Raw genomic sequence first — 17,675 nt, forward strand, 5'->3', positions numbered from 1 at the left:
TCAACGCCGTATCGCCGACGCGCAGCAGAACGTAAACAGGTTCTAAGAGCTCTCGCTCAGGACCGCCGCCGACGCCGGCCGCGCCAGTTGCGCCCACAGCGGATGGCCGGCGTCCGCCGGCAGCTCGCACACCGCGAAGCCGTAAGGCCGGGCCGCGCGCCGCAACAGCAGCCAGACGTAGTCGGCAAAGCTGCGGCGGCACACCACGAACACGCCGTCGCCGTCCAGGCGCAGCACTTGAACCGCCGCCTTGCCCAACAAGGTGCCGACGCCCTGGCCGGGACGCAGCGCTTCGAAATCGTAGCCGCCCAGATGGCGCAGCACGGCCAGGTGCGGCTCGCCGCACAGGTAGACGGCGGTGAAGCCGCCGCTGACGTCCAGCGCCTGGGCGAACAGGCGCTGCTCGGCGAAGCCCCGCTCCAGCGCCGGCAGCCAGCCGGCCAGGCGCTGGCGGCGGCTGATCAGCAGCCATTCGTCCGGCGACAGCCACAGTAGCGCGCCGCCCTCCCCCTGGCTCAAGGTCTTGGGCCGGCGCGGCGGCTCCAGCCCGGTGATCCGCGCCGTCAGCTCGAAAAAACCGGCCTCGGCGCCGTCGCCGCGCAGCAGCGCGTAGCCCAGATTGGGCGCTTCATTGCCCCAGACGCGGCCGTCGGCGCGGCGCGCTTCGGCCGCTTCCGGCAAATCCAGATGCCGCAAGGGCGATTCCAGCACAGGCTTGAATGTGGATTCAGACATGCTGACGCTCTCCTTCCTTGTCGACGAAGACCGCGGACGCCACCCGCGCCGGCGCGCTATGGCCCTGCCACCACACATGCACGGTGTCGCCTTCGCGGCGGACGCCGTCCTTCAACACCGCCATGGCGATGGAGCGGCCCAGGCATTCGCTGTGGTAGCTGGAGGTGACATGGCCCTGCATCGCCGCCGGCGCGGCGTCCTTGCCGTCGTTGAGGATTTGCGCGCCTTCCGGCAACACCAGCCGCGGGTCCTCCGTCAGCAGGCCCACCAACTGCTTGCGGCCCGCGCCGGCGGTGTCGGCGCGCAGCAAGGAGCGGCGGCCGAGGAAGCTGAACGGCTTTTTCATGCCCACCGCCCAGCCCATGGCCAGATCGTTGGGGCTCATCGAGCCGTCGCTGTCCTGGCCGACGATGATGAAGCCCTTCTCGGCGCGCAAGACGTGCATGGCCTCGGTGCCGTAGGGCGTGATGCCGAACTCGGCCCCGGCCCGCATCGCCTCCTCCCACAGATAACGGCCGTAGCCGGCGTCCACATTGATCTCGTAAGCCAGTTCGCCGGAGAAACTGATGCGGAACACCCGCGCCGGCACGCCGGCCACGGTGCCGACGCGGCCCTCCATGAACCGGAAGGCCTGAGGGTCGAGATCAATATCCGTGCACAGCTTGCGCAGCACCTCCCGGCTTTGCGGGCCCACCAGCGCCGTGGTGGCCCAGTGATCGGTGATGGAGCTGAAACGCACCTTGAGTTCCGGCCATTCGGTCTGGTGCCAGCGCTCCAGCCAGCTGTAAACCCGGGCCGCGCCGCCGGTGGTGGTGGTCATGTGGAAATGGTCGTCCGCCAGGCAAGCGGTGACGCCGTCGTCCATCACCATGCCGTTTTCGTCCAGCATCAGCCCGTAGCGGCATTTGCCCGGTTCCAGCTTGCTCCAGGCGTTGCTGTAGACGCGGCCCAGAAACTCGCGCGCGTCCGGACCGCGCACATCGATCTTGCCCAGGGTGGAGGCGTCCATCACCGCCACCCCCTGGCGGGCGGCGCGGCATTCGCGGCGCACCGCCGCGTGCAGGTCCTCGCCCGGCCGCGGGAAATACCAAGGCCGCAGCCACTGCCCCACCAGCTCGTATTCGGCCCCGCGCGCGGTATGGCTGTCGTGCATGGCGGTGTAGCGGCGCGGGTCGAAAGTTTCTCCGACATGGGCGCCGGCCAGCGCGCCGAAGCTGACCGGGGTGTAGGCCGGCCGGTAGGTGGTGGTGCCCACCTCGGCGATGGGCTTGCCCAGCGCCTCGGCGGCGATGGCGAAGCCGTTGACGTTGGACAGCTTGCCCTGATCGGTGCCGAAGCCCAGCGCGGTGTAGCGCTTGACGTGCTCGATGGAGCGGTAGTTTTCGCGCACCGCCAGATGGATGTCGGCGGCGGCCACGTCGTTCTGGAAATCGACGAAGGCCTTGGCGCCGACGCCTTCGCGCCGCCCGTCCGGCAAGCGGAAGATTTCACGCGGCGCGGCCACCTCCTCCGCCTCCACCCGCGGCGCGGCGCCCAGACCGCGCTGGCTTCCCCAGCCAAGCTGGGCCAGCATGGCGGCATGGCATTGGGCCAGGGCCTCGCCCAGCTCCCAGCGCCCGGTGACCGCGCCCACGCAGACGACGCCGGGCCGGCCCGCGTCCGGGCAAACGAAGGACAGACGGTCCGGACGCCACAGCGGACGGCCGCCGTTGTGGCAGAACAGATGCACGGTGGCGCTGAGCCCGCCGGAGGAGAGCACGCCGTCCAGCTCCAGCCGCGGCCCCTTGCCGGCCACGCTCCGGCCATCCGCGGCCAGCTTCACCAAGTCCGCGCCGCTGACGCCGGCGCCGCCGTTCACCCGGGCGATGCCGTAACCGGCCAGCAGTTCCACGCCGGCATTCTGCGCGGCGCGGCTGCGCCAGGCCGCCGCGCCGGCTGGGCGAGCATCGGCCAGCGTCACCGCCGCCCCGGCCAAGGCCAGCTCCAGCGCCGCGTCGTAGGCGGCGTCGTTCTGGGTCTGCAGCAGCAGCCGGCGCCCCACCGCCACGCCGTAACGGTTCAAATAACTGTGGCCGGCGGCGGCGGTCATCACCCCGGGCAGATCGTTGTTGCCGAACACCAGCGGCCGTTCGATGGCGCCGCTGGCCAAGACCAGTTGGCCCGCGCGTATCTTGTGCAGGCGCTGGCGCGGCCGGGCCGGATCGCGCTCGGACGGCGGCAGGTGGTCCTGCAACAACTCCACCGCCAAGGCCAGGTTGCCCTCATGCAAGGCGAAGACGGTGGCGCGCGGCAAGCGCTGGACATTGGGCAGCGCCGCCAGCTCCTGCAAGCGCTGCTGCGCCCAGTCCATCGCCTCCAGGCCGTCGATGCGCAGCCGGCGCTCGCTCAGCAGCCAGCCGCCCATCTCCGCCTGTTCGTCCAGCAGCAGCGTTTTCAGGCCGGCGCGCCCCGCCAGCGTGGCCGCCCACAAGCCGGCCGCGCCGCCGCCCACCACCAGCAGGTCCACATGGTGGTGCAGATGATCGTAATGCTCCGGGTCCGGCAGCCGCGGCGCTTGGCCGTAACCGGCGGCTTCGCGGATGCGGCGCTCGTAAAACGGCCAGGCTCCCGCCGGCTGCATGAAGGTCTTGTAATAAAAGCCCGGCGGCATGAAACGCTCCAGCCGGCCCAGCGCGCCCTTGAGCCGCATGCCCCAGGACGCGTCCTCCAAGCCGCTGAAGGCCTGCAAGCCTTGGTACAGCTCCACCTGGGTGGCTTTGAGATCCGGCGTGCTCAAGGCGCCGTTTTCCAGCTGGATCAAGGCGTTGGGCTCTTCCGCGCCAAAACCGACGATGCCGCGCGGCCGGCCGTACTTGAAGCTGCGGCCCAATAGCCGCACGCCGTTGGCCAGCAGCGCCGAGGCCAGGGTGTCGCCGGCGAAGCCGTGATAGGCCGCGCGGTCCAGGGTAAAGGCCAGCGGCCGATTGCGGTCGATGCGCTCGCCGGGACGATGGATGCGATAGCCGCTCACGTCTGATCCTCCTGCAAATAACGGGCCTTGCCCTCGGCCAGCGTCCAGCTGCCGGCGATCTCGTAGCTGACGGTGTGACGCCGGACGGCGAACACCTTGCGGCAGCCGGCGGCGTGCTGCCATTGCTCCCAATGCCAGCCGCGCGGGTTCTTGCGGCAGAACAGGTAATCGCCCCAGGCCTCGTCGTCCACCTGCTCCGGCGCCGCCGGACGGACGATGAAGGCCTCCCCGGCGTAGTCGAACTCTTCCTCCTCCCGCGCCTCCCCGCAATGCGGGCAATGAATCAGCAGCATCGGCGTCTCCCTCAATGCGCCACGGCGGCGGCGCCGTGTTCGTCTATCAAACGGCCGGAGGCGAAGCGCTCCAGCGAAAAAGCCGCGTTCAGCGGATGCGGCTGGTCATGAGCGATGGTGTGGGCGAATACGTGGCCGGAACCCGGCGTGGCCTTGAAGCCGCCGGTGCCCCAGCCGCAGTTGAAATACAGGCCCTGGATCCGGGTCTTGCCGATGATGGGGCAGGCGTCCGGCGACACGTCCACGATGCCGCCCCACTGCCGGTTCATCCGCAGCCGCGAGAAGGACGGAAACAGCTCGACGATGGCCGCCGCCGTGTGCTCGATCACATGCGGGCTGCCGCGCTGGCCGTAACCCAGATAGCTGTCTATGCCCGCGCCTATCACCAGTTCGCCCTTGTCCGACTGGCTGATGTAGCCGTGCACCGCGCCGGACATCACCACCGTGTTCAGGCAGGGTTTCAGCGATTCGGACACAAAGGCCTGCAAGGGGTGGCTTTCCAGCGGCAGCCGCAAGCCGGCCATCCGCGCCAGCGTGGAACTGTTGCCGGCGGCCACGCAGCCCACCTTGTCGGCGCGGATCTCGCCGCGCCCGGTTCGCACCCCGCGCACCCGGCCGCCCTCGATCAACAAGCCGGTCACCTCGCACTCCTCGATGATGTCCACGCCCAATTCGCTGGCGGCGCGGGCGAAGCCCCAGGCCACCGCGTCATGGCGCGCCACCCCGCCGCGCGGCTGATAGCTGGCGCCCAGGATCGGATAGCGGACGTCGCCGCCGATGGCGATCAAGGGCACCCGCTCCTTGATCTCGCGCGGGGACAGCACCTCGGCGTCCACGCCGTTGAGCAGGTTGGCGTTGACCCGGCGCTCGATGTCGCGCATGTCCTGCAGGCTGTGGCCCAGGTTCATCACTCCGCGCTGGCTGAACATCACATTGAAGTTCAGCTCCTGGGACAGGCCCTCCCACAGCTTGAGCGCGTGCTCGTACAGCTGCGAAGACTCGTCCCACAGGTAGTTGGAGCGGATGATGGTGGTGTTGCGCGCGGTGTTGCCGCCGCCCAGATAGCCTTTTTCCAGCACCGCCACCTTGCGGACGCCGTACATGCGGGCCAGGTAATAGGCGGTGGCCAGGCCGTGGCCGCCGCCGCCGACGATGATGACGTCGTAGCTGCTTTCCGGCTGCGGACTGCGCCAGGCCGGCTGCCAGCCCTGGTGATGCCCAAGCCCGTGCCGGATCAGGCTCCACAGCGAATATCGGTTTGCCATCTGCGCTCCCGCCGCCGGGCCGCCATGGGCCCGCGCCGCTGCTGTCGAGGTTGAGGAAGGCCTCATTCTCAGGGCGACGCCGCCGGCGCATTTGGCTGGAAAGGACGGCCTCTTGCCCGCACGCGACACGGCGATGTCCAAAATCCACGCAAAGCGGACGCATGGCGGACAGCGCGCGCGCGGGACAAGGCCTAGATTGGCCCGTGCCGCCCCACAAACAGGACACGCCAATGACCTCAGATGCCCCCTCCTACGTGCTCAGCTTCGCCTGCCGCAGCGCCTCCGGCCAGGTGGCCGGCTTCTCCGCCTTGCTGGAGCAGCAAGGCTGCTATATCGATGAACTGGCGGTATTCGACGACGCCCGCAGCCGGCGCTTCTTCGTGCGCTGCGTCTTCCACCCAGAGCGGCCGGACTTCGCCCCGGAACGGCTGGCCGACGGCATGGCGCGGATGAGCGGCCACTATCAAGACCTGCAATGGCGGCTGCACGACCGGCGCCAACGCGCGCGGGTGCTGATCATGGTGTCCAAACTGGACCACTGCCTGAACGATTTGCTCTATCGCCAGAAGATGGGCGATCTGGACATGACGGTGGCCGCCGTCGTCTCCAATCACCGCGACCTCGCCCCCATCGCCGAAGCCTACGGCCTGCCCTTCCACCATCTGCCGCTCACCCCGGACAACAAGCCGCGCCAGGAAGCCGCGCTGCTGGCGCTGATGGAGGACAGCCGGGCGGAACTGCTGGTGCTGGCCCGCTATATGCAGGTACTCTCCAGCGCCGCCGCCGCAAAACTGGCCGGCCGCGCCATCAATATCCATCACTCCTTCCTGCCCGGCTTCAAGGGGGCGCGGCCGTATCAGCAGGCGCACGAGCGCGGCGTCAAACTGATAGGCGCCACCGCCCACTACATCACCGACGATCTGGACGAAGGCCCGATCATCGAACAAGTGGTGGAACGGGTGGACCACGCCTACAGCCCGGAGCAATTGCAGGCCGCCGGCCGCGACATGGAGTGCCAGGCGCTGGCGCGCGCGGTGCGCTGCCACTTGGAGCGGCGCGTCTTCATCACCGAGCGGCGCACTGTGGTGTTGCGCTGACAGTTGTTCGCCTGGCAGGAACTTTGTCTATTGCAACGCAACAAAAGCAGGGTACAGTAGCCAGTTATCCGTCATACCAACCAAGAGGTGCCGTATGTGGTCGCAAACAGCCGTCTGGTCCAAGCTCTTCTCCTCCAACCCGGTCGCCGACTACTGGCGCGACGCCTGCGAGCGCAGCATCCTCTACTGGGACGTGCTGCATGACCGCGGCGCGGACTATCTGCAACACGTGCAAAGCGGCAAGCCGCCGGTCTTGGTGTTCGACTACAAAATCATCCTGGACGGCCGCAGCCTGCCGGACCCGGCCAACTACGCGCTGGCCGCCATCCTGCCGCCGGCCGGCTGCCCGGCCACCAATCCGGCGCTGCGCCCCTTCGTGGTGATAGACCCGCGCGCCGGCCACGGCCCCGGCATCGGCGGCTTCAAGATGGACAGCGAAATCGGCATCGCGCTGCAACAGGGCCACCCCTGCTACTTCATCATGTTCTTCCCCCAGCCGGTGCCCAGCCAGACCATAGAAAGCGTCAGCCGCGCCGAATACGTCTTCCTCGGCAAGGTCAGGGAGCTGCACCCGGACAGCGACGGCAAGCCCTTCGTCATCGGCAACTGCCAGGGCGGCTGGGCGCTGGCCATGCTGGCCTCGGTGGCGCCGGAGCTGTGCGGCCCCATCCTGCTGGCCGGCACCCCGCTGTCCTACTGGGCCGGCGTCACCGGCAAATACCCGATGCGCTACTCCGGCGGCATGCTGGGCGGCACCTGGACCGCCTCCCTGGCCGGCGATCTGGGCAACGGCAAGTTCGACGGCGCCCACCTGGTCAACAACTTTGAAAAGCTGGACCCGGCCAACACCCTGTGGAAGAAGCCCTACAATCTGTACGCCAAGGTGGACACCGAGCGCGAACGCTATCTGGGCTTTGAACGCTGGTGGGGCGGCCACTACCTGCTGAACAAGCAGGAAATGGAATGGATCTCCCAGCAGCTCTTCGTGGGCAACCATCTGGTGGAAGGCAAGATCGTCAGCAGCGACCAGCACCGCGTGGACATGCGCAACATCCGCTCCCCCATCATCGTGTTCGCCTCCTGGGGCGACAACATCACCCCGCCGCAGCAAGCGCTGAACTGGATACCGGACCTGTACGACAACGCGGAAGACATCCGCGACAACGAACAAACCATCATTTACTGCCTGCACAACAAGGTGGGCCACCTGGGCATCTTCGTCTCCGCCGGCATCGCCAACCGCGAACACAGCGAGTTCGCCAGCGCGCTGGACCTGATCGACGTGCTGGCCCCCGGCCTGTACGAGGCCGTCATCGAGGACGTGGCCCCCAACACCCCCGGCCAGGAATACATCAAGGGCCGCTACATCATCCGTTTCGAAGCCCGCGAAGTGGCCGACATCCTGGCGCTGGACGACGGCCGCGAAGACGAGCGCGCCTTTGAAGCGGTGCGCCGCGTCTCCGAAATCAACCAGGGCATTTACAACCGCTTCGTTTCCCCGGCCGTGCGCGCCGTCAGCAACGAAGCCAGCGCCCAATGGCTGCGCCAGCTCAACCCGGCGCGGCTGGAACGCACGCTGATCTCCCCGCTCAATCCCTGGCTCGGCTGGCTCAAACCCGCCGCGGAATACGTGCGCGCCCACCGCCAGCCGGTGAGCGCGGACAACCCCTTGTGGCGGTTGCAAGAACAGTGGTCCGGCTGGATGACGCAAAGCCTGGACCGCTACCGCGACCTGCGCGACGCCGCCACCGAACACTGCTTCAAAGCCGTGTACGAATCCCCGTGGCTGGCCTCCGTCGTGGGCGTGCAGCCCGCGCGCGAAGCCCGCGCCGCCCGCTGCGACAGCTGGAACAAACAGGAAAGGCTGCAACTCAAGCGCCAGGTGCTGGACCCCGCTTACGAAAGCGGCTCCCTGGCCGACGGCTTCGTGCGCTTGCTCACCTATGTGGCGATTGGCCGCGGCATCATAGACGAGCGCCCGTTCAACGCCATCCGCCGCATCATGCGCGACATCCGCCACGAATACCCGCTGACCCTGATGGAGCTGAAAGACATCGCCCGCAAGCAGGTTTTCCTGGTGCGGCTGGACGAAGCCCGCGCGCTGGCCGGCCTGCCCAAGCTGCTGCCGGAAGAACACCGCCGCCGCCAGGCCTGGCAGCTGGCGCATGAACTGCTGGCGCTCAGCGGCGACATCGCCCCCGAACAACAGCTCAGGCTGGACCAAGCGGCCCACGCGCTGCAACTGGACACCCGCGCGCCGGCGGCGCCGGCCATCCTGCCGCCCGCCGAGCCGGCCATAGCGGCAGCCTCAACCGTTCCCGCCGCGGCCCCCGCCGCCAAGGCCAGCGCGCCCGCCAAGAAAGCGGCGCCGCCGCGCAAGCCGGCCGCCAAAGCCCCGGCCAAACCCACCGCCGGCAAGCCCAGCGCCGCTGCCGCCAAACCCGCCAGCAGCAAACCGGCCGCGGCCAAGCCGGCGCCCGGCAACCCCCCGGCGGCCAAAACCGCCAAAGCGCCAGCGGGCAAAGCCAGCGTGGCCAAAGCCCCCGCAGCCAAAACCCCGGCCGCGCGCAAACCCGCCGCCGGCAAGGACGCGGCCAAGCCCAAAACGCCGAGCAACTAAGCATCAGCCAGCGCAAAAACGCCCGGACAGCCAAACCGCCGTCCGGGCGTTTTCATGTTGATATCGCACTACAACATTTTTGCCTCGCCCCATGTATACAGTCGTTGACTGAACAATACAGCAAACGCTAATATCCTTGCCTGCTGCGGGAGAGAGGGGCATGCGCCCCCGCCGAAGACGCAAACTCCCATAATCGCTCAGGCAACAGTACCGCAGCCCATGGATACCAGCCGATTGGAGAGAGGCCCTAAGCGCCCGTTCATCATCTGCTACGCTTCAGCGAGAGCGCGTCGGATGATGTGACCGGCCCTTAGCCGCCCACCGAAGGGGCAAGTGACACCCGGCAAGGCCCGCACACAGGCCGCGCCCGTCATCTAACTCTCAGGTAAAAGGACAAGGGGAGAGGCAATGCCGGCAGCGCCGCGCCCATGCGCGGCCCGCCGGCCGTGCTCAGAACGTGCTCACGATCTCGCGAGCAAGGACGAGACAAGGCGAAAACAGCTGAGAAAGCGGAATGTACACGTGGTACATGAGCATTTCGAAGCGGGTTTCAACGCCGTATCGTCGCAGCGCAGCAGATCGTGCACCAGCTCTCAAGGAAAACCCGTGTTCGAAACGCTTGCCCAGGCTGCGCGCCACCTGGCATGGCCCGCCCATTGCCAACCCCTTTTCCCACCCGGCTTCGCCGCGCATCTCGGCGCCAGCCTGTTTGACCATTGCAACTACATGCTTACCCTGATCTATCTGATCGCCATCACCGCGGAAGCGATGACCGGCGCGTTGGCGGCCGGCCGCCGCAATATGGACATCTTCGGCGTTACCGTCATCGCCTTCCTCACCGCCCTGGGCGGCGGCACCGTGCGCGACATCGTGCTGGGCCGCTACCCGATAGGCTGGACCCAACACCCGGAATACGTCGGCCTGGTCATCGCCGGCGGCCTGGCCGCCGTGTTCGTGGCCCGCTATATGAAACGCCTGAGCCGCGTATTCCTGGTGCTGGACGCGCTGGGCCTGATCGCCTTCACCATCATAGGTTGCGGCGTGGCCCAGTCCATGGACTACCACCCGGTGGTGGTGGTGATGGCCGGCATGATCACCGGCATTGCCGGCGGCATCCTGCGCGACGTGCTGTGCAACCGCGTGCCGGTGGTGTTCCGCCAGGAGCTGTACGCCAGCGTCTCCTTCGCCGTGGCCCTGCTCTACCTGGGCCTGATCAAGCTGGGCGTGCCGCACGATCTCAACGTGCTGGCCAGCTTCGCCGTCGGCCTCGCCATCCGCCTGGCCGCCATCTGGCGCGAATGGAGGCTGCCGGTGTTCATGTACCGGCATGATCTGCATTAACTAACCCTAGCCGTTTCACCGCTGCGCCGCGGCATCAGGACTGAATCCCCGCCAGCAGCAGAAACAAGGCCGCCTGGCTGGACACGCCCAGCTTGGCGTACAGATGGCGGCGGTGCACCTTGGCGGTTTCCAGCGAAATGCCCAGCTCGCGCGCCACGCCCTTGGTGGAGTGGCCGCCGAGTATCAGCAGCGCCACCTCCACCTCCCGCTTGGTCAACGGCGAGGAGCCCTGCGCGCGCAGCGCCTCCTCCAGTTCCCGGCGGCTCTGCCTGCCCGTCCTGGCCGCCGGCTGACGCAGCCCTTCGTCCAGACGCGCGGCCAGCCGCGACAAGGGCAGCAACCAGGGCGCGAACAGATTGCAAACGCCCAGTTCCTGCTCGCTGAAGCGGCGTTTGCTACCCAGCGACAGGGACAGCACGCCCTCCGGCAACACTTGCAGAAACTGGATTTCATCCGCCACCACATTGCGCGAAAAGTAACGGCGAAAGTACTCCGTCTCCCGGAAACGGTCCGGCGCCACCTCGTCCAGCCGGTACACGCCGGCGGCCGGGCGCTTCAGCGCAAAACCGTAAAACGGGTCCAGCAGATACAGGCCGCGCCGGTAGTCGGCGAACAAATCGTCGGCGGCGTAATTGGCCGCGTGATCCGCCAGCACCCACGGCGGCGCCTCCTGGCGAAACAGCACCGCCACCCAGGTATCGAAACTCAGGCGTTCCCGTAGAAACGCGGCCAACCCTTGCCAAAAGGCCGCGTTGTCGACGCCGTCCAACAAGCGCCCCAATTGCTGGTGAAACACCAGATCCGCCACATTCAGCTGCATGCCAGCTACCCCGATCAGGTTAGTCCCGCCTTCCGCTCTAACGCTTTCGCGTGATGTCCGCCGCCAAGGGGACTGACTAGTATGGCTCCAGCCTGCGCGACAAGACCAGCCGTGATGTGAGCGCTTCCCCCACCCCGTCGCGCCGCCTGAACAGGAGTGATCGCCATGCCCACGCAGGATCTGTCCTACTGGCAAGGCCGCGCCGCCGATTTGCGCTCGCCTTGCCTCGCCTTCATCAACGGCCGCTTCGTGCCCGCCGCCGACCGGCGCACCTTCACCGACATCAGCCCCATCCATGGCCGGCCCCTGGCCGAGATCGCCCGCTGCGGCGAGGCCGATGTCGAACGGGCGGCGCGGGCCGCCCGCGCCAGCTTCGAATCCGGCGTCTGGTCGCGCCGTCATCCGCGCCAACGCAAGGCCGTGCTGCAAAAGCTGGCGGCGCTGATCCGTCAGCACGGCGACGAACTGGCGCTGCTGGACTGCCTGGACATCGGCAAGCCCATTGCCGACGCGCGCCATATCGACGTGCCGGGCGCCGCCGGCGTGTTCGACTGGTACGCCGAAGCCGCCGACAAGCTGTACGGCGAGGTCGCCCCCGGCGCCGACGACGCGCAGGCCCTGATCACCCGCGAACCGCTGGGCGTGGCGGCGGCGGTGATCCCGTGGAATTTCCCACTGGACATGGCGGCGTGGAAGCTGGCGCCGGCGCTGATGGCCGGCAATAGCGTGATCCTGAAGCCGGCCGAGCAATCCCCGCTGTCGGCCTTGCGCCTGGCCCAACTGGCCCAAGAGGCCGGCCTGCCGGACGGCGTGCTCAACGTCTTGCCGGGCTACGGCGACGAGGTGGGGCGGCCGCTGGGCCTGCACCCGGACGTGGATTGCCTGAGCTTCACCGGCTCCAGCGAAGTGGGCAAAGCCTTTCTGCGCTACGCGGCGGACTCCAATATGAAAAGAGTGGCGCTGGAGTGCGGCGGCAAAAGCCCCAATCTGGTGTTCGACGACTGCGACCTGGACGCCGCCGCCCGGCGCGCCGCCTTCGGCGTTTTCTTCAATCAGGGCCAGGTGTGCTCGGCCAACTCGCGGCTCTTGCTGCAACGCTCCATGCAAGACGCCTTCCTGGAACGCCTGCTGCGCGAGGCGGCCGCGCTGCAACCGGGCAACCCGCTGGACCCGGCCACCCGCAGCGGCTGCATCGTCGACGCCCGCCAGGCGGAGCGCATCATGGCCCACATCGACCAAGCCCGCCGCCAAGGCGCCCGCCTGCTGTGCGGCGGCGAGCGCTTCAGCCTGGACGGCGGCGACTGCTACATCCGCCCCACCATCTTCACCGATGTCCGCCCGGACATGGCGCTGGCGCGCGAGGAAGTCTTCGGCCCGGTGTTGGCGGTGATGCCCTTCGACAGCGAAGCCGAGGCCGTGGCCATCGCCAACGACAGCCCTTACGGCTTGGCCGCCTCGGTGTGGACCCGGGACCTGTCGCGCGCCCACCGCGTGGCGCGCCGGCTACGCGTCGGCACCGTCTCGGTCAACACTGTGGACGCGCTGGACCCCGGCCTGCCGTTTGGCGGCTGCAAGCAATCCGGCTTTGGCCGCGATCTGTCGCTGCACGCCGTCGACCACTACACCCACCTCAAAACCACCTGGGTGCAATGGCAAGACGAATAAGCGCCGCCCCGCAGTCGGCACAACAAGATAGTAGGAGACCCACCATGCGCACACCGCAAGCCCACCTTGCTCCGCCGCCGGCCCCCGCCCCTTTTCGCGCCAGCCTGGGCCTCGCCCCGCTGCTCGCCGTCGCCATCGGCCTCGTCGTATCCCAAGGCGTGATGGTGCTGATGCTGCAAGGCGCCGGCATGGCCGGCATCGGCTTTCTGATCCCGCTGAGCCTGGCCTTCCTGCTGGCGCTCTGCTACGCCGTATCCTTCTCCGAACTGGCGCTGATGATTCCCCGCGCCGGCAGCCTCAGCAGCTACACCGAGGTGGCCCTGGGCCAGTTCCCCGCCATCCTGGCCACCTTTTCCGGCTATGTGGTGGTGGCGATGTTCGCGCTGTCGGCCGAACTCCTGCTGCTCGACCGCATCGTCAACCAGGTCTATCCCGGCGTCTTTCCCCTCAACGGCGTCGCCTACGGCGTGCTGCTGATCTTCACCCTGCTCAATCTGCTGGGCATCGATGTGTTCGCCCGCCTGCAATCGGCGCTGGCCCTGGTGATGATCGTCGCGCTGCTGGCGCTGGGCAGCACCGCGCTGAGCGGCGGCGGCCCGCCGGCGCTGGCCCTGGCCGCCAACAGCGACTGGAACCCGCTGGGCGCCGGCGTGCTGACGCTGGGAGCGCTGGCGATCTGGGGTTTTGTCGGCGCGGAATTCACCTGCCCGCTGGTGGAGGAAAGCCGCCGCCCGCAACGCGATATCCCGCTGGCGATGATGCTGGGCCTCAGCGTGATCTTCATCACCATCGCCCTCTACTGCATGGGTGCGCTCTACCACCTGCCGCGCGCTACCCTGACCGCCGCGCCGCTGCCGCACCTGCAATACGCCACCGCGCTGCTGGGCCAGGCCGGCAAGCTGACCGTGGTGGTAATCGCCTTCACCGCCACCTGCAGCACGCTCAACAGCTCCCTGGCGGCGGTGCCGCGCATGCTGTACGGCATGGCGTGCAACGGCCAGGTCTTTCCTCAGTTCAAACAGCTGAGCCGGCGCTACCGCACCCCATGGGTGGCGGTGCTCTTCGTCGCGCTGATCACCGGCGCGCCGGTGCTGCTGATGGGAGACGACCCCGACACCATAGGCCTGCTGTTGCTGGCGGCGGCCATCGCCTGGTTGCTGGCCTACATCATCTGCCACCTGGACGTGATCGCCCTGCGCCGCCGCTACCCCGCGCTGGCCCGTCCCTTCAAAACCCCGTTCTACCCGCTGCCGCAATGCCTGGGCATCGTCGGCATGCTGATCGCCATCTACCACGTGTCGCCCAGCCCGGACATGAGCGCCGCCATCTTCGCCAGCGCCGGCATCGTGCTGGGCCTGGTGTCCTTGATCGCCGTCCTGTGGATCAAGCTGGTGATGCGCAAACCGCTGTTCCGCCCGGAACCACTGGACCAGGCGCTGACCCGGCACTAGCCAAACGCCTAACGCCGGGCCTGGCCCGGCCCCATCCCCGACAAGGAGACCGTCATGACCGCTTCCACGCCCCGCCGCAGCACCCGCGACTACCAGCAACTGGACGCCGCCCACCACATCAACGCCTTTCTAGATCAGAAAGCCCTGAACCAGGAAGGCCCGCGGGTAATGGCCGAGGGCCGGGGCGTGTATCTGTGGGACACCGACGGCAAGCGCTACCTGGACGGCATGTCCGGCCTGTGGTGCACCCAGGTGGGCTACGGCCGGCAGGAGCTGATTGCCGCCGCCGCCCGACAGCTGCAACAACTCAGCTACTACAATGTGTTCTTCCACACCACCCACCCGGCGGTGAACGAACTCTCCGAACGGCTGTTCTCCCTGCTGCCCGGCGACTACCGCCACGTGATCTACACCAACTCCGGCTCCGAATCCAACGAGTTGCTGATCCGCTGCGTGCGCCGTTATTGGGACGTGATGGGCAAGCCGGACAAGAAAATCTTCATCGGCCGCCACAACGGCTACCACGGCTCCACCGTGGGCAGCGCCAGCCTGGGCGGCATGAAGTTCATGCACGAGATGGGAGACCTGCCCATTCCCGGCGTGGAACACATCGGCGAGCCGTACTGGTTCGCCCACGGCGGCGGGCTGAGCCCGGAAGCGTTTGGCCGTCAATGCGCGCAAGAGCTGGAAGACAAGATTCTGGCGCTGGGCGCCGACAAGGTGGCCGCCTTCGTGGCCGAACCCTTCCAGGGCGCCGGCGGCATGATCTTCCCGCCGGACAGCTATTGGCCGGAAATCCAGCGCATCTGCCGCCAGTACGAGGTGCTGCTATGCGCCGACGAGGTGATAGGCGGCTTTGGCCGCACCGGGGAATGGTTCGCCCACCAGCATTTCCACTTTCAGCCGGACACGCTCAGCATCGCCAAGGGCCTGACCTCTGGCTACATCCCCATGGGCGGCCTGGTGCTGTCGCGCCGCATCGGTGAAACGCTGGTGGAGCAAGGCGGCGTCTTCGCCCACGGCCTGACCTACTCCGGCCACCCGGTGGCCGCCGCCGTGGCGCTGGCCAACCTGGGCGTGCTGCAAGACGAAGGACTGGTCGAGCGCGCCAGGACGGACACCGGCCCCTATCTGCAAGCCTGCCTGCGCGAGGTGTTTGGCCAGCACCCGCTGGTGGGCGAAATCCAGGGCGCCGGCCTGGTGGCGGCCTTGCAGTTCTGCCGCGACAAAGCCACGCGGCAGCGCTTCGCCGACGAAACCGACATCAGCTGGCGCTGCCGCAGCATAGGCTTTGATGAGGGCGTGATCCTACGCTCCACGCTTGGCCGCATGATCATGGCGCCGGCGCTGGTGATCAGCCGGAGCGAGATCGACGAACTCATAGACAAGACCCGCATCGCCGTGGACCGCACCGCGGAGGAGATGGGCGTGCGCTAGAGGGACAGATGAGCGCGCGGCTAGGCCAGGCGGCTGCCTGGCCTTTTCATTTGAAAACTTGGAAAAATCTGACGAGAAAACCACCAGACCAAGCTATTCGCCACTTAGAACAGCTTTGCATCAACCGACGTCGCCTCTATTCAGCGGAATAAGCCAGCCTGTCCCTGAGACGGGCGATGATGTCCATTCGCTCATGCAAGACGGCAAGAATCAAAGCCGGACCGTTCACCCGAGGAAGACAGAAAATGTAATGGCGCCCAGCCGCCTTCACCCTTAGGCCGGGAAGCAGCGAACTCATATCCTTGAACACCCCTTTGCCAGTTGCCACAGCGGCGGCGGCCTTCTCGATCTGCTCGATATAGATCCGACACTGCGAATCGCCCCAGTGCTTAGCGGTGTAGCGAGCGAGCTCTCGAATATCGGCGGCGGCGCTCTTGGTAAGGATATAAGGCCTGCTCACACAGACTTGCTCGATGCCAGCGCTTCACCGGCAATATCGGTGATGCTGCGGTCGATCACCTCCCCGCTCTGCGCCTCGGCCATGCGGAGGGCCAGCAGCGCTTTCAAATCTTCAAGCGCCTGGCCCTCGTCGGATGCCGAAGGAAACAGCCGCTCAAGAGCGTACTGCTTGATCGTTTTACCTTGCAACGCGGCCGCCGCCTTGAGAGCCTGGTGCTGCTGCTCGGTCACATCAATGGTCAAACGACTCATGGCCTATTACTCCAGATAGATAGATCAGTACCACATTATCACAAATGTGTTTTTGTGGATGAACAAACGGCCAAAGTCCCCTCAGAGCCTGTTCAAAGCCTCGCGAGCAAGAGCGAGACAAGGCGAAAACGAGCGAAAAAGCGGAATGTACAAGTGGTACATGAGCATTTTGAGCTCGGTTTCAACGCCGTATCGCCGAAGCGCAGCAGACTTTGAACAGGTTCTTAGGGCGTCCCTCGTCGGCAGCGCCTCCCAATAATTGCAAACACAGCTCGCGCACCGCCTCCGCCTTGCGCGTCAGCCTCAAGGCCTGCGGCCAGGCCAGCATGATGGGCAGCCGCGGCACCTCGTCGGCAATATCCAGGCAGGCCAGCTTGCCGCCGCCGTAAGCCAGGTCCACCTCCGGTCGCAAATTGAGCAAGGCGTAGCCGAAGCCCGCCGCCACCAGCCCGCGCGCCAGCTCGAAATTGATGGTGCGCAGCCCCACTTTCGGCTCCAGCCGCTGCTGCCGGAACAAGGACAGGAAATACTCGCGGCTGTGCGGCAGGTCCAGCAGTACCAAGGGCTCCGCCGCCAGCTCCGCCAGCGACACCTTGCCGCGCCCGGCCAGCGGATGATCCCCCGCCACCAAGGCGTAAGGACGCGCGCCGGACAGCGGCAGCTTGTGCAAGCCTTCCGGCAGCCCCAGGTCATAGGCCAAAGCCAGCTCGATCCGCCCGTCCGCCAGCGCCTCCCGCAGCTGCCGAGCGTCGCCCTCCAGCAAATCCACTTCCAACTCCGGGTGAACGTCGCGCAAAGCGGACAACAGCCGCGGCAGCAAGATGGGGGCGATGGTGGTGAAACAGCCCAGCGTCACCCGGCCGCGCAAGGACTGACTGATCTCCTGCGCTTGCGGCGTCAAATCCTCCGCCTGCTTCAGCAACTGACGCGCGGCGGCGATGAAGCTGCGCCCGGCCGGCGTCAGCGACACGCCGCGCGCGTGGTGACGCATGAACAGCTGCAGGCCGAACACCTCCTCCAGCTGGGCGATGGCGCTGGACACGCCGGGCTGCGACGTGTGCAGCGCCTTGGCCGCCTCGGTGACGCTGCCGTGATCCGCCACGGCGACCAGATAAGCCAACTGCCTCAGGGTGTATTGCATAATTAAAAATTATCCAATGCAGAAGATATAACTATTTTCCGTATCCAGACTGGCTTCGTAGACTGCCCTTGTCAAGCACGCGACAGGAG

General features: G+C 67.0%; 15 protein-coding genes and 2 riboswitches. Of the genes, 6 read left to right on the top strand and 9 right to left on the bottom strand.

The window, feature by feature from the left end; all coding sequences use genetic code 11:
• Positions 1–42: 42 nt before the first annotated feature.
• Genes DB032_RS10880 through DB032_RS10895 form a run of 4 tightly spaced genes read right to left on the bottom strand, consistent with a single transcriptional unit; the run spans position 43 to position 5,303 of the window.
• Complete coding sequence (locus tag DB032_RS10880) at positions 43–735, bottom strand: sarcosine oxidase subunit gamma (RefSeq protein WP_158274287.1); 693 nt, start codon at positions 733–735, stop codon at positions 43–45.
• A complete protein-coding gene (locus DB032_RS10885; RefSeq protein ID WP_107799502.1) occupies positions 728–3,745 on the bottom strand; it encodes a sarcosine oxidase subunit alpha family protein in 3,018 nt (1,005 codons plus the stop codon). The genes DB032_RS10880 and DB032_RS10885 overlap by 8 nt, the downstream gene beginning before the upstream one ends.
• Positions 3,742–4,038, bottom strand: coding sequence for a sarcosine oxidase subunit delta (locus DB032_RS10890; protein WP_107799503.1), 297 nt, complete (start codon positions 4,036–4,038; stop codon positions 3,742–3,744). The genes DB032_RS10885 and DB032_RS10890 overlap by 4 nt, the downstream gene beginning before the upstream one ends.
• An 11-nt stretch (positions 4,039–4,049) precedes the next feature.
• Positions 4,050–5,303: a sarcosine oxidase subunit beta family protein gene (locus DB032_RS10895; protein WP_107799504.1), complete on the bottom strand. Its 1,254-nt coding sequence runs from the start codon at positions 5,301–5,303 to the stop codon at positions 4,050–4,052.
• A 230-nt stretch (positions 5,304–5,533) separates the two neighbouring features.
• Between DB032_RS10895 and purU the strand changes: the two genes are divergently transcribed.
• Positions 5,534–6,400: a formyltetrahydrofolate deformylase gene (gene purU / locus DB032_RS10900; RefSeq protein ID WP_107799505.1), complete on the top strand. Its 867-nt coding sequence runs from the start codon at positions 5,534–5,536 to the stop codon at positions 6,398–6,400.
• A 94-nt stretch (positions 6,401–6,494) separates the two neighbouring features.
• Entirely contained in the window at positions 6,495–9,020 is a 2,526-nt protein-coding gene (locus DB032_RS10905; protein ID WP_107799506.1) for a DUF3141 domain-containing protein, read from the top strand.
• Positions 9,021–9,156: 136 nt separating this feature from the next.
• A riboswitch (glycine riboswitch) is annotated at positions 9,157–9,243 on the top strand.
• Between the two features lies 1 nt (position 9,244).
• Positions 9,245–9,427, top strand: a riboswitch (glycine riboswitch).
• A 43-nt stretch (positions 9,428–9,470) separates the two neighbouring features.
• Here the strand turns inward: DB032_RS10905 and DB032_RS24135 are convergent.
• On the bottom strand, positions 9,471–9,737 hold the full coding sequence (locus tag DB032_RS24135; protein WP_158274288.1) for a hypothetical protein: 267 nt from the start codon (positions 9,735–9,737) through the stop codon (positions 9,471–9,473).
• A 9-nt stretch (positions 9,738–9,746) separates the two neighbouring features.
• Between DB032_RS24135 and DB032_RS10910 the strand changes: the two genes are divergently transcribed.
• A complete protein-coding gene (locus tag DB032_RS10910; RefSeq protein WP_107801818.1) occupies positions 9,747–10,361 on the top strand; it encodes a trimeric intracellular cation channel family protein in 615 nt (204 codons plus the stop codon).
• A gap of 34 nt (positions 10,362–10,395) precedes the next feature.
• On the opposite strand, the gene DB032_RS10915 is transcribed toward DB032_RS10910, so the two are convergent.
• Complete coding sequence (locus tag DB032_RS10915) at positions 10,396–11,181, bottom strand: LuxR C-terminal-related transcriptional regulator (protein ID WP_107799507.1); 786 nt, start codon at positions 11,179–11,181, stop codon at positions 10,396–10,398.
• Between the two features lie 165 nt (positions 11,182–11,346).
• Between DB032_RS10915 and DB032_RS10920 the strand changes: the two genes are divergently transcribed.
• Genes DB032_RS10920 through DB032_RS10930 form a run of 3 tightly spaced genes read left to right on the top strand, consistent with a single transcriptional unit; the run spans position 11,347 to position 15,734 of the window.
• Positions 11,347–12,846, top strand: coding sequence for an aldehyde dehydrogenase (locus DB032_RS10920; RefSeq protein ID WP_107799508.1), 1,500 nt, complete (start codon positions 11,347–11,349; stop codon positions 12,844–12,846).
• 44 nt (positions 12,847–12,890) lie between these two features.
• Positions 12,891–14,297 (top strand): APC family permease, encoded by a 1,407-nt coding sequence (locus DB032_RS10925; protein ID WP_107799509.1) that lies wholly within the window; start codon positions 12,891–12,893, stop codon positions 14,295–14,297.
• Between the two features lie 54 nt (positions 14,298–14,351).
• Positions 14,352–15,734, top strand: coding sequence for an aspartate aminotransferase family protein (locus DB032_RS10930; protein ID WP_107799510.1), 1,383 nt, complete (start codon positions 14,352–14,354; stop codon positions 15,732–15,734).
• 136 nt (positions 15,735–15,870) lie between these two features.
• On the opposite strand, the gene DB032_RS10935 is transcribed toward DB032_RS10930, so the two are convergent.
• The 3 genes from DB032_RS10935 to DB032_RS10945 all read right to left on the bottom strand — a co-directional run bounded on the left by DB032_RS10935 (position 15,871) and on the right by DB032_RS10945 (position 17,586).
• Positions 15,871–16,194 carry a type II toxin-antitoxin system RelE/ParE family toxin gene (locus DB032_RS10935; protein ID WP_107799511.1) on the bottom strand — a complete coding sequence of 108 codons (324 nt, stop codon included), beginning with the start codon at positions 16,192–16,194 and terminating at the stop codon, positions 15,871–15,873.
• Complete coding sequence (locus DB032_RS10940; RefSeq protein WP_107799512.1) at positions 16,191–16,445, bottom strand: DUF1778 domain-containing protein; 255 nt, start codon at positions 16,443–16,445, stop codon at positions 16,191–16,193. The genes DB032_RS10935 and DB032_RS10940 overlap by 4 nt, the downstream gene beginning before the upstream one ends.
• 181 nt (positions 16,446–16,626) lie before the next feature.
• On the bottom strand, positions 16,627–17,586 hold the full coding sequence (locus DB032_RS10945) for a LysR family transcriptional regulator (RefSeq protein WP_107799513.1): 960 nt from the start codon (positions 17,584–17,586) through the stop codon (positions 16,627–16,629).
• Positions 17,587–17,675 lie beyond the last annotated feature (89 nt).

It is taken from the genome of Chromobacterium sp. Panama, from assembly GCF_003052555.1.
Classification (GTDB): Bacteria; Pseudomonadota; Gammaproteobacteria; order Burkholderiales; family Chromobacteriaceae; genus Chromobacterium.